General features: G+C 66.6%; 12 protein-coding genes and 1 other RNA gene. 10 read left to right on the top strand and 3 right to left on the bottom strand.

Features of this window, described 5'->3' with window-relative positions; genetic code table 11:
- Positions 1–25 precede the first annotated feature (25 nt).
- Positions 26–124, bottom strand: an RNA gene (gene ffs / locus AC1RQF_RS07170) — signal recognition particle sRNA small type.
- 365 nt (positions 125–489) lie between these two features.
- Between ffs and trxA the strand changes: the two genes are divergently transcribed.
- The 10 genes from trxA to AC1RQF_RS07120 all read left to right on the top strand — a co-directional run bounded on the left by trxA (position 490) and on the right by AC1RQF_RS07120 (position 10500).
- Positions 490–816 (top strand): thioredoxin TrxA, encoded by a 327-nt coding sequence (gene trxA / locus AC1RQF_RS07165; RefSeq protein WP_252982903.1) that lies wholly within the window; start codon positions 490–492, stop codon positions 814–816.
- A 194-nt stretch (positions 817–1010) separates the two neighbouring features.
- The gene (gene rho / locus AC1RQF_RS07160; RefSeq protein WP_006478662.1) at positions 1011–2273 is read left to right on the top strand and encodes a transcription termination factor Rho; all 1263 of its coding nucleotides are present in this window, start codon (positions 1011–1013) and stop codon (positions 2271–2273) included.
- A 133-nt stretch (positions 2274–2406) separates the two neighbouring features.
- Positions 2407–2892, top strand: coding sequence for a MerR family transcriptional regulator (locus AC1RQF_RS07155; protein WP_274002755.1), 486 nt, complete (start codon positions 2407–2409; stop codon positions 2890–2892).
- Entirely contained in the window at positions 2889–4445 is a 1557-nt protein-coding gene (locus AC1RQF_RS07150; protein ID WP_492871634.1) for an MFS transporter, read from the top strand. The genes AC1RQF_RS07155 and AC1RQF_RS07150 overlap by 4 nt, the downstream gene beginning before the upstream one ends.
- Positions 4446–4490: 45 nt before the next feature.
- Positions 4491–5327, top strand: a complete 837-nt coding sequence (locus tag AC1RQF_RS07145; RefSeq protein ID WP_274002753.1) for a M90 family metallopeptidase — start codon at positions 4491–4493, stop codon at positions 5325–5327.
- Positions 5328–5484: 157 nt separating this feature from the next.
- Positions 5485–5748, top strand: a complete 264-nt coding sequence (locus AC1RQF_RS07140; protein WP_274002752.1) for a type B 50S ribosomal protein L31 — start codon at positions 5485–5487, stop codon at positions 5746–5748.
- A gap of 209 nt (positions 5749–5957) precedes the next feature.
- Positions 5958–7709, top strand: a complete 1752-nt coding sequence (locus AC1RQF_RS07135; protein ID WP_274002751.1) for an ArnT family glycosyltransferase — start codon at positions 5958–5960, stop codon at positions 7707–7709.
- A 3-nt stretch (positions 7710–7712) separates the two neighbouring features.
- Positions 7713–9065, top strand: coding sequence for an MATE family efflux transporter (locus AC1RQF_RS07130; protein ID WP_274002750.1), 1353 nt, complete (start codon positions 7713–7715; stop codon positions 9063–9065).
- A gap of 376 nt (positions 9066–9441) precedes the next feature.
- Positions 9442–9987, top strand: a complete 546-nt coding sequence (locus AC1RQF_RS07125) for a ComEA family DNA-binding protein (protein WP_274002749.1) — start codon at positions 9442–9444, stop codon at positions 9985–9987.
- Between the two features lie 81 nt (positions 9988–10068).
- Complete coding sequence (locus AC1RQF_RS07120; RefSeq protein ID WP_274002748.1) at positions 10069–10500, top strand: YidB family protein; 432 nt, start codon at positions 10069–10071, stop codon at positions 10498–10500.
- A 122-nt stretch (positions 10501–10622) separates the two neighbouring features.
- On the opposite strand, the gene clpB is transcribed toward AC1RQF_RS07120, so the two are convergent.
- Together clpB and AC1RQF_RS07110 are read right to left on the bottom strand one after the other, a co-directional pair.
- Positions 10623–13220 carry an ATP-dependent chaperone ClpB gene (clpB, locus tag AC1RQF_RS07115; protein WP_274002746.1) on the bottom strand — a complete coding sequence of 866 codons (2598 nt, stop codon included), beginning with the start codon at positions 13218–13220 and terminating at the stop codon, positions 10623–10625.
- A 132-nt stretch (positions 13221–13352) separates the two neighbouring features.
- Entirely contained in the window at positions 13353–13865 is a 513-nt protein-coding gene (locus AC1RQF_RS07110; protein ID WP_252988002.1) for an Rrf2 family transcriptional regulator, read from the bottom strand.
- Positions 13866–13934 lie beyond the last annotated feature (69 nt).

Here is a 13934-nt window from a genome sequence, read left to right as displayed (position 1 = left end):
GGATGGGGTAAAACAGAAAAGGAAAGGTGACGAGCCTGACCCTCGGCACTGGTGGAAAACGGCTGTGGCTGCTTCGTTCCCGACCTGACCAGGTTGACCGCCCCTCCATGCGAGGAGGCCCGTCACGGCGAATTCTATCACCGCCCGCCGCCCAACGCGACCCTTATCTCGCAATCGACTGAAAACCGACCGAATCGCGGCCCTCTTGTATCCCTCTTGTATTTGCGCGCGCCGCCATTATTTACGGTCGTGACGTGGATCAAACCGGCGGCACACCCCTACTCGCGTAAAGGCTACTATCGCCATCCACGGCGCATAGCAATTTAAGCTAATATGACGCCCGAATGACCCGCGAGCCGCGCGACGCAGCGCTCACGCCCTTCTTTCCCGGAGAGCGGAGCTGTCTGCCCGAGCGGCCGGCCGCCCGGCGGCCGGCACGCCGGCAAGGCGCCTGCAGGCAGTCCCCGAACTGAAAGAGGTATTGACCCAATGAGCGAACTGATCAAACACATCAACGACGCATCGTTCGAACAGGACGTCGTCAAATCCGACAAGCCCGTGCTGCTGGATTTCTGGGCCGAATGGTGCGGCCCGTGCAAGATGATTGCCCCGATCCTCGACGAAGTCGCGAAGGATTACGGCGACAAGCTGCAAATCGCGAAGATCAACGTCGACGACAACCAGGCGACGCCCGCGAAGTTCGGCGTGCGCGGCATCCCGACGCTGATCCTCTTCAAGAACGGCGCCGCCGCCGCACAGAAGGTCGGCGCCCTGTCGAAGTCGCAACTGACCGCGTTCCTCGACAGCCATCTCTAAATCAGATGTGCCCGCACGTGTTGTCTGCCGACAACACGTGCGCCGCGAAGCCGCCGATCGGCCACTCAAGCCAGAATCGGCCTATGCTAGAATCAAAACACGTCGATAAGACGCAGTTAAGTCTCTGAGCGTTTCCGCTCGCCCTCCTCCCTATTTCTTTCGTCGCATCTTCTCCTCCCTGGCGGGATCTCCGTATGCATTTATCCGAGCTCAAGTCTCTGCACGTCTCCGAATTGATCGAAATGGCCAATGGCCTGGAGATCGAAAACGCGAACCGCCTGCGCAAGCAGGAGTTGATGTTCGCCATTCTCAAAAAGCGCGCCAAGACGGGAGAAACGATCTTCGGCGACGGTACGCTCGAAGTGCTGCCGGACGGTTTCGGTTTCCTGCGCTCGCCCGAAATGTCGTATCTCGCGAGCACCGACGATATCTATATCAGCCCGTCGCAGATCCGCCGCTTCAACCTGCATACCGGCGACACCATCGAGGGTGAGGTGCGCACGCCGAAGGACGGCGAACGCTATTTCGCGCTCGTCAAGGTCGACAAAGTCAACGGGCAGCCGCCCGAGGCCTCGAAACACAAGATCATGTTCGAGAACCTCACGCCGCTGCACCCGAACAAACCGCTGTCGCTCGAACGCGAGATGCGCGGCGAGGAAAACGTCACCGGCCGCATCATCGACATGATCGCGCCGATCGGCAAGGGCCAGCGCGGCCTGCTCGTCGCGTCGCCGAAGTCGGGCAAGACCGTGATGCTTCAGCACATCGCGCACGCGATCAAGCAGAACCACCCGGACGTGATCCTGTTCGTGCTGCTGATCGACGAGCGCCCCGAGGAAGTGACCGAAATGCAGCGCTCGGTCGCAGGCGAAGTGATCGCCTCGACCTTCGACGAGCCGGCCACGCGTCACGTGCAGGTCGCCGAAATGGTGATCGAGAAGGCCAAGCGCCTCGTCGAAATGAAGCACGACGTCGTGATCCTGCTCGACTCGATCACCCGCCTCGCGCGCGCCTACAATACCGTGATCCCCGCATCGGGCAAGGTGCTGACGGGCGGCGTCGACGCCAATGCGCTGCAGCGTCCGAAGCGCTTCTTCGGCGCCGCGCGCAATATCGAGGAAGGCGGCTCGCTGACGATCATCGGCACCGCGCTGATCGAAACCGGCAGCCGCATGGACGACGTGATCTACGAAGAGTTCAAGGGCACCGGCAACATGGAAGTGCACCTCGAGCGCCGCCTCGCGGAAAAGCGCGTCTATCCGTCGATCAACCTGAACAAGTCGGGCACGCGCCGCGAAGAAATGCTGATCAAGCCCGAGATCCTGCAAAAGATCTGGGTGCTGCGCAAGTTCATTCACGACATGGACGAAGTCGAAGCGATGGAATTCCTGCTCGACAAGATCCGCCAGACGAAGAGCAATTCCGAGTTCTTCGACCTGATGCGCCGCGGCGGCTGATTCCGCCCCGCGCATCGCCCCGCCAAGCCGCCCCGATGGGCGGCTTTTTTCATGCCCGGCAAACGCACAGGTGCACGTTTACGTTAACCTTGAAACCGGCCCAGCGAATCGCCGCCATCGGGCGGCCTGCCCCATGACCCAAGACACCGCCACCCTGCTGCTGACCGTGCGCGACGCCGCCGAGCGGCTCGGCGTGACCCCGCGCACGCTCAAGTATTACGAGGAACGCGGCCTCGTGACGCCGAGCCGCAGCGAGGGCCGCTACCGCTTGTACGACGCGGCGGATCTCGAACGCTTCGCGCGGATCCTGAGGTTGCGCGCGATCGGCTTCTCGCTGCACGGCATCATCGAGATGCTGAAGCGCCCCCTCGACGACGCCGGCGAAGACGGCCGGCAACGCTATTCGGACGCGTCGCTGCGCGACATCCACGAGAATCTCGCGCAACAGATCGCCACCCTCGACGCCCGGATCGAGGCCGCGCAGCGCGAGCTGAAGGAAGTGCGCGCGCTCAAGCAGGAACTGCAGCACGACATCGACTACATCGAACGGCGACTCGCGGGCGAACCGCGCGACGCGCTGATCGCGCAACGCCAGGCCGCCGCCCGCCGCCGGTCATGAGCGCCGCGCCGGGCCGGCCGACCCGCCCGGGCCTCGCGCGCCTGCGCGCGGATCTGTTCCCGTGGACGCTCGCGCTCCTCACCGGCCTCGACTACTTCGACAACGCCACCTTCTCGTTCTTCGCGAGCTACATCGCGGGCGGCATCAATGCCTCGCCCGACGAACTCGTCTGGGCGTCGAGCGCCTACGCGGTCACCGCCGTGCTCGGCATCCTGCAGCAGCAATGGTGGGTCGACCGGCTCGGCCACCGGCGCTACCTCGCCGCGAGCATGCTGATGTTCTCGCTCGGCGCGCTGGCCGCGGCGCTCGCCGACACGTCGCTGCAACTCGCGTTCGCGCGCGGCTTCCAGGGTTACTTCATCGGCCCGATGATGGGCGCGTGCCGGATCCTGATCCAGATCAGCTTCGCGCCGACCGAGCGTCCGCCCGCCACCCGCGCGTTCCTGATCCTGCTGTTGCTCGGCAGCGCGCTCGCGCCGATCGCGGGCGGCCTGCTGGTCGCGCATTTCACCTGGCGCGCGCTGTTCGCGTGCACGGTGCCGGCCGGCATCGCATGCGCCGGCATCGCGCTCCTGGTCGTGCCGGACGGCGGCGAGACGCCTCCCGACGCGCGCGGCAGCGCCCATTTCTGGCCGTACGTGATCTTCGCGTTTGCGCAGGGCGCGCTGCAGATCGTGATGCAGCAGGTGCGCTTCGAGCTGTTCGCCGGCTCGCCGCAACTGATCCTGCTGACCGTGGGCGGCCTCGGTGCGCTCGCCTGGTTCGTGCATCACCAGTGGCGCCACCCCACACCGCTGGTGCGGCTGCATGCGTTCCGCGAAAGCACGTTCCGCGTCGGGTTGCTGCTCTACATGTTCTACTACTACGAGACCACCGGCTACAGCTACCTGATCTCGCGCTTCCTCGAATCCGGGCTCGACTATCCGGTCGAGAATGCGGGCCGGCTGGTCGGCACGATGTCGCTGATCTCCGCGAGCGCGTTGTTCGTCTACCTGCGCTATGCGAAGCGGATCACGCACAAGAAATGGATCATCGTGCCCGGCTTCGCGCTCGGGGCCCTGGCGGCGATGTGGATCGCGCGCCTGCCGCCCGATGCCGGCGAAGCCGCGCTGATCATGCCGCTGCTGCTGCGCGGCCTGCTCCTGCTGTTCATCGTGCTGCCCGTCGCCAACCTGACCTTCCGCGTCTTCGCGATCGACGAGTACACGCACGGCTACCGCCTCAAGAACATCGTGCGCCAGCTCACGATCTCGTTCGCCACCGCCTCGGTGATCATCGTCGAGCAGCATCGGCAGGCGCTGCACCAGACCCGGCTCGTCGAGCAGGCCAACGTCTACAACCCCATCTTCCAGCACAGCGTCGACGTGCTCACGCGCCACTTCGCCGCCGCCGGCCACGCCCTCGGCGAAGCGCACACGCTCGCGCTCGTCTCGATCAGCCAGACGATCGCCCGGCAGGCCGCGTTCCTGACCTCGCTCGACGGCTTCTATTTCCTCGCCGCCGTCGCGATCTGTGGGGGCGTGTTCGCCACTTGGCAAAAAGAGATCGATTGAGGTAGGTTAAGCGCCTGTCTCCACCGCCCCCCGCCCGACCTCCCGATGCTCGCCAAATTCGCCCAGTGGTTCGGCGCCCGCCGCCGCGACCGCGCGCTGCGCGCCCACGCGATTCCCGACCCGCTGTGGCAGTCCACCGTCGAACGCCTGCCGTTCCTCGCCCATCTGTCCGCCGACGACCTGCAACGCCTGCGCGAACTGGCAAGCCTGTTTCTCGCCCGCAAGTCGTTCTCCACCGCGCACGACCTCGAGCTGACCGACGCAATGACGGTCGGCATCGCCGCCCAGGCCTGCCTGCCCGTGCTGAACCTCGATCTCGACCTGTATCGCGGCTGGGTCGGCGTCATCGTGTATCCGGGCGAGTTCGTGATCCGCAAGACCGTCGAGGACGAGGACGGCGTCGTGCACGAAGTCGAGCAGGACGCGAGCGGCGAGGCGTGGGAAGGCGGCCCGGTGATCCTGTCGTGGGAGGACGCGCAGATGACCGACGGCAGCGACGCCTACAACGTCGTGATCCACGAGTTCGCGCACAAGATCGACATGATCAACGGCGCGGCCGATGGGCATCCGCCCCTTTTTCGCCGCTGGCACGCGCCGTTCATCGACGCCGAGCGCTGGTCCGACGTGTTCGATCATGCCTACGACCAGTTCTGCCGCCGCGTGGATTCCGTGTCCGATCGCGCCTGGGCCCGTTTCGAGCGGGATTCGCTGATCGATCCCTATGCGGCCGACCATCCGTCGGAGTTCTTCGCGGTCTGCAGCGAGGCCCTGTTCGTGCAGCCGCACGCATTCGAATCCGAGTTTCCCGAGCTGTACCGCCTGCTCGCCCGCTACTACCGGCAGGATCCGGCCGGATCCGGGGCGCTCGCGGCGCCGGCGTGAGAAAAACTCGTCAAGCGTCTGATTCTCTGGCATAATCGCGAGCTTTCGACCTCAGGCAAGTGGCTCGCGCAGGGCTTTCGGTACCGATCACGCGTCCTCACGGGGCGTGCGATGGCGAAAGCGGCGGGTTGGCTACCGCTCTCACCCAGGAAAAATCATGAAAGAAGGCATTCACCCGAATTACCGCGAAGTCGTTTTCCAAGACATGTCGAACGGCTTCAAGTTCGTGACGCGCTCGACCATCCAGACGCGCGAAACGATCGAACTCGAAGGCAAGACCTACCCGCTCGCCAAGATCGAAGTGTCGTCGGAATCGCACTCGTTCTACACCGGCCAGCAGAAGATCATGGACACGGCCGGCCGCGTCGAGAAGTTCAAGAACAAGTTCGGCTCGCGCGCGAACGGCAAGGCGGCAAAGTAAGTGCCGCACCGCAACCGGCGGCCGTATCGCCGGTTCAGCAAAAAGGGCAGCCCAGGCTGCCCTTTTTTGTCGCCGCGCGCCGCCGCGCGAAATACCGCCAGATCCGCTGACGCGCATCGCCCGCCGCGTCTACAATGCCGGATGCTCCGAATCACGCCCATCCAGCGCGCCTCGCTGCGCGCGTGGCCCCTCTCCTGCCGCACATCTGCATGAAGCCTGTCGTCCGTCTCACCGCCTCCGCCACCCGCGCGCTGCCGCGCTGGCTGCTGCTCACGCTCTGCATCGTCTATGCGGCGTTCGGCCTGTTCGGCCGCGACCCGTGGAAAAACGAGGATGCGGCGGGCTTCGGCGTGATGTGGACGATGGCCGAGGGCAAGCTGCATGACTGGCTGCTGCCCAACCTGCTCGGCAAGTTCATCACCTCGGACGGCCCGCTCGGCTACTGGCTCGGCGGCCTCGCGATCCGCGCGCTCGGCCCCTGGGTCGATCCGAGCAACGCCTCGCGCGTCTATACCGGGATCCTGTTCTGCGTCGCGTGCGCGTTCGTCTGGTACGCCGCGTACCTGCTCGGCCGCCGCCCCGAGGTCCAGCCGTTCAAGTACGCGTTCGGCGGCGAACCCGAGCCGCGCGACTACGGCCGCACCCTCGCCGACGGCGCGCTGCTCGTCCTGGTCGCCTGCTTCGGCCTCGCCGAACGCGGCCACGAGACCACCCCGCAGCTCGCGCAATTCGCCTCGATCGCGATGTTCGTCTACGGGCTCGTGCGCTCCGTCGACAAGCCGCTGCAAGGCGCGCTCTGGTGGGGCGCCGCGCTCGGCCTCGTCGCGCTGTCCGGCAACCCGGTGCTGGTCGGCGCGCTGCTCGTCGGCACCGCGGCGCTCGTCGCGTTCGCGCCCGAATTGCGCAACCGCTGGCTGCCGCTCGTCGGCCTGCCGCTCGCGATCGTCCTGTTCGCCGTCTGGCCGGTCGCGGCGCTCACGCTGTTTCCCGACGACGCGAACTGGTTCCTCAACCAGTGGCTGTATGGCAGCCTGATGCGTTTTTCGGGTCCGCCCACGGCGGTGCTCGGCTACGCGGCGAAAAACCTGCCGCTCTTCACCTGGCCCGCCTGGCCGCTCGCGCTGTGGGCCTGGGTCAGCTGGACCGGATTCCGCCGCCGGCCGCACATCGCCGCGCCGCTGTCGGTGATCGTGCCGCTCGTCGCGCTCGTGATCCTGCAGAGCCAGCAGACCAACCGCATGTACCTGCTGATCCTGCCGCCGCTCGCGGTGCTCGCGACCTTCGCGCTGCCCACCCTCAAGCGCGGCGCGATCAACGCGATCGACTGGTTCGCGGTGCTCAGCTTCACGATCCTCGGCAGCTTCGTCTGGCTCGTCTGGCTCGCCTCGCTCACGGGCTTCCCGTACCCGCTCGCGCGCAACCTCGCGCGGCTCGTGCCCGGCTACGAACCGCACTTCAAGGTGCTGTCGTTCGCGTGCGCGCTCGCCGTGACGGTATGCTGGGTGCTGCTCGTGCGCTGGCGCATCTCGCGGCAGCCGCAGGTGCTGTGGCGCAGCGTCGTGCTGTCGAGCGCGGGCACCACGCTGATGTGGGTGCTGCTGATGACGCTGTGGCTGCCCTTCGTCAACTACAGCCGGACCTACCGCGACGTCGCGCAGCAGATCGCCGCGCACCTGCCGGCCGACTACGAGTGCATCTCGCCCGTCCGGCTCGGCGACGCGCAGATCGCGACCTTCGCCTACTTCGGCGACATGCACTTCTCGTTCACCGACGACTGCGACGTGCTGCTGCGCCAGGACCGCGCCGACTACGGCGAGCCCAGCTCGATCTCGCAATACGTATGGCGCCTCGTCTGGGAAGGCCGCCGCATCGCCGACCGTGACGAGCGCTTCCGCCTCTACGAGCGGATCGAGCGGCCGAAGCCGCCCGTCAAGCGCCGGCCGGCGCGCCCGCGGAACTGACCGATGCTCGCCGACCTGCGCCGGATCGTCGGACTCGCCTGGCCCGTGCTCGTCGGGCAGCTCGCGTTGATCGCGTTCGGCGTGATCGACACCGCGATGGTCGGACGCTTCTCCACGGTCGACCTCGCCGCGCTCGGTCTCGGCGCCTCGATCTACATCTCGGTCTTCATCGGCCTGACCGGAATCCTCTCCGCGTTGCAGCCGATCGCCGGGCAGCTGTACGGCGCGCGCCGCCCCACCGAAATCGGCGAGGAGGTCCGCCAGGCGCTCTGGCTCGCCGCGCTGCTGGCCGTGCCCGGCTTCCTGCTGCTGCATTTTCCCGAACTCCTGCTGCGCCTCGCGCATGCGCCCGACGAACTGCATGCGCGCACCGTCGACTACCTGCGCATCCTGTCGTTCAGCCTGCCGGCCGCGCTGCTGTTCCGGATCTACAACGCGCTGACCAACGCGGTCGGCAAGCCGCGCCTCGCGATGATCCTGCAGGTCGGCGCGCTGCTGCTCAAGTTTCCGCTCAACCTGTGGTTCATCTTCGGCGGCCTCGGCGTGCCCGCGCTGGGCGGGCCGGGCTGCGGGCTCGCGAGCACGCTGATCAACTGGGGGCTCGCGCTGATCGGCTTCGTGCTGCTCGCGCGCCACAAGGTGTTCGCGCCGCTCGCGATCTTCACGCGTTTCAGCTGGCCCGAGTGGCGGCGTCAGAAGGCCCTGCTCGTGCTCGGCGTACCGATGGGCCTGTCCTACCTGATCGAAGTCACGTCGTATGCGTGCATGGCGCTCTTCATCTCCCACTTCGGCACCACCATGCTCGCCGGCCACCAGATCGCCGCGAATCTCGGCGCGGTGCTGTACATGACGCCGCTCGCGATCGGCGTCGCCTCCTCGACCCTCGTGGCCCAGGCGCTCGGCGCGGGGCAACCGGCGGCCGCGCGCGCGCTGTCGCGCCACGCCATCCTGTTCGCCGCGGCAACCGCATGCTGCTACGGACTCCTCGTGTTCATGCTGCGGCCCGTGCTCGTGCTCGGCTATACCTCGAACCCGCAGATCGCCGCAGCGGCCCTGCCGCTGATGGCGATCGTCGCCCTCTATCACGTCTTCGACGCGGTGCAGATCAGCACCGCGTTCGTGCTGCGCGCCTACCGGGTCGCGATCGTGCCGACCGTGATCTATGCCACCGCACTGTGGGGCGTCGGCATCGGCGGCGGCTACCTGCTCGGCTTCGATATCGTCGGCTGGGCGCCCGCGTGGCTGACCGGCGCGCGCGGCTTCTGGTGCGCGAACATGACGAGCCTCGCGGTCGCCGGCAGCGGGCTCGTGCTGTACTGGCGGCATATCAGCCGGCAGCGGCTCACGGCCGACTGATTCGAATCCAGGACCGGGCGTCGCGCGTGCTGAAGCCCAAGGCAGACGCAACGCACGCTTGCGGACCACCGCCCGCGCGCCACGCCCTCCGTGCGCACCACATCCTCCGCGCCAACCCGCCCGGCCATCGACGCAATCGACGCGGTCCTCCGTGCAGTGGCAACGCCCTGACGCGCCGCCGTCGCGCCGTACTCCGTCAAGAATGGTAAAAACCGGCCGCGAATCGACGCCCCACCCTTTACAGCGGACGGCCCATTGCGCAACACTCAGCCGACTGTCTTAAAAAGGGCACGCGTTTGTCCTATGCTTGAACGCAGCACGCCACTGTAGGCGGCCGCTCCAACAGCCATTCATCCGTTACAAGGGAGTCCTTGCCATGCTGAAAAAGCTGCTGATGCTGCTCGTCGCGCTGTCCCTGTCGCTGTCCGCGACGTTTGCCGCGGCGGTCGAGGTCAACACGGCCGACCAGGCCGCGCTCGAATCCGTGAAGGGACTCGGACCGGTTAAGTCCAAGGCGATCATCGACGAACGCACCAAGAACGGCCCCTTCAAGGACGCCGACGATCTCGCGAGCCGGGTCAAGGGCCTCGGCACGAAGTCGGTCACGAACCTGGAAGCCGCCGGTCTGACCATCGGCGGCGCATCGACGCCGCCGACGGGCGCGAAGGCGAAGACCCCTGCGGCGAAACCCGCCGCCGCGCCGGCCACGACGACCGCTGCAACGACGACGCCCGCGCCGTCGACGGCCGCGAGCGATGCGGGCGGCAAGCCGGCCAAGGCGAGCCGTTCGAAGAAGAAGGCCGCCGCCGCGGCAAGCGCCGCGACCGACGCGAGTGCGCCGGCCGACGCCTCGGCCCCCAAGGCGAAGAAGAAAGGCGGGAAGGCCAAGGCGGCGTCGGCAGCAGCTGCGTCCGGCGCCTGAGCATCACACCGCGCTCCGTGCGCGGATTTACCACCCCAGCGACGCCGCACGGGCGGCGTCGTTCAACCTAGCGAGTACATCATGGGTCTCCTCGACATCGTTGGCGGTCTGATCGGCGGCCAATCGGGCGGCAACAACCAGAACGCCCTGCTCTCCACCGCGCTGGAGTTCATCAACAACCAGCCGGGCGGCCTCAACGGCCTCATCGAGAAATTCAACGCCGGCGGCGCGGGCGACATCATCGGTTCGTGGGTCGGCAACGGCACGAATCAGCCGATCTCGCCGGAACTGCTGCAGAACGTGCTCGGCTCGGACACGGTCGGCGCGCTCGCGAGCAAGGTCGGCATCGACCCGGCGCAAGCCCCCGGCGTCCTCGCGCAGGTGCTGCCGCACATCGTCAACGGCGCGACGCCGAACGGCGAAGTGCCGGCGGGCGGTCAGGTCGACACGTCGAACGTGCTCGGCACGCTGACCCAGTTGGCCGGCCTGTTCGGCGGCAACAAGCAGGGCTGACGCGCAGCGGCCCCGCCAAAAACAACACCCCGCCTCGGCGGGGTGTTGTTTTTGGTGCGGCCGGCTAGGTGCGGCCGGCTAGGTGCGGCCGGCGCGGCAACCCGCGCGCCGCACCGCGTCGTTCAGTGCACGACGCGATCGAACACGAACTTGCCGTCCTGCACGTCGACCGGGATCACGTCCTTCGGACCGAAACGGCCAGCCAGGATCAGCTTCGCGACCGGATTCTCGATCTCCTGCTGGATCGCGCGCTTGAGCGGCCGCGCGCCGAACAGCGGGTCGTAGCCCACCTTGCCGATCTGTTCGAGCGCCGTTTCCGACACCTCGAGCGCCATATCGAGCTTGGCGAGCCGGTCGTGCAGGCGCGCGAGCTGGATCTTCGCGATCGACTGGATGTTGCTGCGGTCGAGCGCATGGAACACGACGACGTCGTCGATGCGGTTCAGGAACTCGGGGCGGAAGTGCTGCTTGACCTCCAGCCACACCGCATCCTTGATTTCGTCCTGCGGCGCCCCGGCCATCGCCTGGATCACCTGCGAGCCGAGGTTCGACGTCATCACGATCACCGTGTTCTTGAAATCGACCGTGCGGCCCTGGCCATCCGTCATCCGGCCGTCGTCGAGCACCTGCAGCAGCACGTTGAACACGTCCGGATGGGCCTTCTCGATCTCGTCGAGCAGGATCACGCTGTACGGCTTGCGGCGCACGGCCTCCGTCAGGTAGCCGCCCTCCTCGTAGCCGACGTAGCCCGGCGGCGCGCCGATCAGCCGCGCGACGCTGTGCTTCTCCATGAACTCGCTCATGTCGATGCGGATCAGATGATCTTCCGTATCGAACAGGAACGACGCCAGCGCCTTGCACAGCTCGGTCTTGCCCACGCCCGTCGGCCCGAGGAACAGGAACGAGCCGTACGGCCGGTTCGGGTCCGAGAGGCCCGCGCGCGAGCGGCGGATCGCGTCGGCCACCGCGTCGATCGCCTCGTTCTGGCCGATCACGCGCTCATGCAGCTTCTCCTCGATGTGCAGCAGCTTCTCGCGCTCGCCCTGCATCATCCGCGACACCGGAATGCCGGTCGCGCGCGACACCACCTCGGCGATTTCCTCCGCGCCGACCTGGGTGCGCAAGAGCCGCGGCCGGCTCGGGCTGTGCTGTTCGCGCTCCTCGGCCTGCGTGACCTGCTTGAGTTGCGCCTCGAGCTGCGGCAGCTTGCCGTACTGCAACTCGGCGACCTTCTCCAGCTTGCCTTCGCGTTGCAGGCGGACGATCTCCGCGCGCACCTTCTCGATCTCTTCCTTGAGCTGCGCGCTGCCCTGCACGGCCGCTTTCTCTGCAGTCCAGATCTCTTCGAGATCCGCGTACGCGCGAGCCAGCCGCTCGATCTCTTCCTCGATCAGCTGCAGGCGCTTTTGCGACGCCTCGTCGGTTTCCTTCTTCACGGCCTCGCGTTCGATCTTCAGCTGGATCAGCCGGCGGTCGAGCTTGTCCATCTCCTCCGGTTTCGAGTCGATTTCCATCTTGATCTTCGAGGCGGCCTCGTCGATCAGGTCGATCGCCTTGTCCGGCAGAAAGCGGTCGGTGATGTAGCGGTGCGACAGCTCCGCCGCCGCGACGATCGCCGGGTCCGTGATGTCGACGCCGTGATGCAGCTCATACTTCTCCTGCAGGCCGCGCAGGATCGCGATGGTGGCTTCGACCGACGGCTCGTCGACCAGCACCTTCTGAAAGCGCCGTTCGAGCGCCGCGTCCTTCTCGATGTACTTGCGGTATTCGTCGAGCGTGGTCGCGCCGATGCAATGCAGCTCGCCGCGCGACAACGCCGGCTTGAGCATGTTGCCCGCGTCCATCGCGCCTTCGGCCTTGCCCGCGCCGACCATCGTGTGGATCTCGTCGATGAACACGATGGTGCGGCCTTCGTCCTTCGCGATGTCGCTGAGCACCGCCTTCAGGCGCTCCTCGAATTCGCCGCGATACTTCGCGCCCGCGAGCAGCGCCGCCATGTCGAGCGACAGCACGCGCTTGCCCTTCAGCGTGTCGGGCACTTCGCCGTTGACGATCCGCTGCGCCAACCCTTCAACGATCGCGGTCTTGCCGACGCCGGGCTCGCCGATCAGCACCGGGTTGTTCTTGGTGCGGCGTTGCAGGATCTGGATCGAGCGGCGGATTTCGTCATCGCGGCCGATCACCGGATCGAGCTTGCCGGCGCGCGCGCGCTCGGTCAGGTCGACCGTGTATTTCTTGAGCGCCTCGCGCTGGCTTTCCGCATCCTGGCTGTGCACCTGCGAGCCGCCGCGCACCGCGGCGATCGCGGCCTCCAGCGCCTTGCGCGTGAGGCCGTGCTGGCGCGCGAGCTTGCCCGCGTCGCCCTTGTCGTCGGCCACCGCGAGCAGGAACATCTCGCTCGCGATGAAGCTGTCGTTGAGCTTCTGCGCTTCCTTGTCCGCCTGGTTCAGCAAGCCGGCCAGCTCGCGGCCGACCTGGACCTCGCCGCCCGTGCCCGTGACCTGCGGCAGGCGCGAGATCGCCTCGTTGAGCGCGCCTTGCAGCGCCTGCACATGGACGCCGGCCCGTGACATCAGCGAACGGGCCGAGCCGTCGTGCTGCGCGACCAGCGCCGCCAGCACGTGAACGGGCTCGATGTATTGATTGTCGCGCCCTGCCGCGAGGCTTTGCGCGTCGGCCAGCGCTTCCTGGAACTTGGTGGTGAGTTTGTCGATCCTCATGAAGAGACCTCCAATTTTCGAATACCACCAACTTGAGGATGGTTATGCGCCTTTCAAGCCGAAATCGTCAAAAAAAGCACCGGATCTTCGCGCAACGCGCGAAGTCCGGTTCCGGCGGGCGCCGCAGCGAATTCAGCCGGCTGCGGATGCCGGGATCGGCGCACCGATCGGCGCGTCGGCCGGGATCACCTTGATCGGGATCATGCCGAGCAGCGTGGCGAGCTGGGCGCTCGGTTGTGCCAGCTCGCTGATCGTGTGCCGATCGAGCTCGGCGAAGAAGGCCGAGCGCGCCGCCGTGAATACATCCTTCAGCCGGCATTGGGACTCGATCACGCAGTGGCGATGCGAGTCCGCCTCGCCCGAGCTGGGGAAGCAGCCGACCAGCGCGAAATCGTTCTCGGTCGCGCGCACCACTTCGCCAACCGTCAGCGCCATCGAGTTCGCATTGAGCCGCAGGCCGCCGTTACGGCCGCGCACGGTCTCGATCCATCCGAGTTCGCCCAGCTGCTGCACCACCTTCATCAGGTGGTTCTTGGAGACGCCATAGGCGTCCGAGATCTCCTGAATCGTCGTCAGGCCCTCTCCGCGGACCGCGAGGAACAGCATGACGCGTAGAGAATAATCGGTATAGTCGGTCAGTCTCATGAGCGGATATGTCGTGTCGTAGTGATCGTGCCCCGAATCGACGGACGACATGCGCGTGTTGCGCGAAAC

This window comes from Burkholderia sp. GW821-FHT14F03, from assembly GCF_058803765.1.
This window is presented reverse-complemented; position numbering and strand designations above follow the sequence as displayed.

What these genes read in the sequence shown, in the direction of transcription:
- AC1RQF_RS07120 (WP_274002748.1), top strand. Translation starts at nt 10,069, where the DNA reads ATGGGTCTCCTCGACATCGTTGGCGGTCTGATCGGCGGCCAATCGGGC.
- rho (WP_006478662.1), top strand. Translation starts at nt 1,011, where the DNA reads ATGCATTTATCCGAGCTCAAGTCTCTGCACGTCTCCGAATTGATCGAA.
- AC1RQF_RS07140 (WP_274002752.1), top strand. Translation starts at nt 5,485, where the DNA reads ATGAAAGAAGGCATTCACCCGAATTACCGCGAAGTCGTTTTCCAAGAC.
- AC1RQF_RS07125 (WP_274002749.1), top strand. Translation starts at nt 9,442, where the DNA reads ATGCTGAAAAAGCTGCTGATGCTGCTCGTCGCGCTGTCCCTGTCGCTG.
- trxA (WP_252982903.1), top strand. Translation starts at nt 490, where the DNA reads ATGAGCGAACTGATCAAACACATCAACGACGCATCGTTCGAACAGGAC.
- clpB (WP_274002746.1), bottom strand. Translation starts at nt 13,220, where the DNA reads ATGAGGATCGACAAACTCACCACCAAGTTCCAGGAAGCGCTGGCCGAC.
- AC1RQF_RS07150 (WP_492871634.1), top strand. Translation starts at nt 2,889, where the DNA reads ATGAGCGCCGCGCCGGGCCGGCCGACCCGCCCGGGCCTCGCGCGCCTG.
- AC1RQF_RS07110 (WP_252988002.1), bottom strand. Translation starts at nt 13,865, where the DNA reads ATGAGACTGACCGACTATACCGATTATTCTCTACGCGTCATGCTGTTC.
- AC1RQF_RS07155 (WP_274002755.1), top strand. Translation starts at nt 2,407, where the DNA reads ATGACCCAAGACACCGCCACCCTGCTGCTGACCGTGCGCGACGCCGCC.
- AC1RQF_RS07145 (WP_274002753.1), top strand. Translation starts at nt 4,491, where the DNA reads ATGCTCGCCAAATTCGCCCAGTGGTTCGGCGCCCGCCGCCGCGACCGC.
- AC1RQF_RS07135 (WP_274002751.1), top strand. Translation starts at nt 5,958, where the DNA reads ATGAAGCCTGTCGTCCGTCTCACCGCCTCCGCCACCCGCGCGCTGCCG.
- AC1RQF_RS07130 (WP_274002750.1), top strand. Translation starts at nt 7,713, where the DNA reads ATGCTCGCCGACCTGCGCCGGATCGTCGGACTCGCCTGGCCCGTGCTC.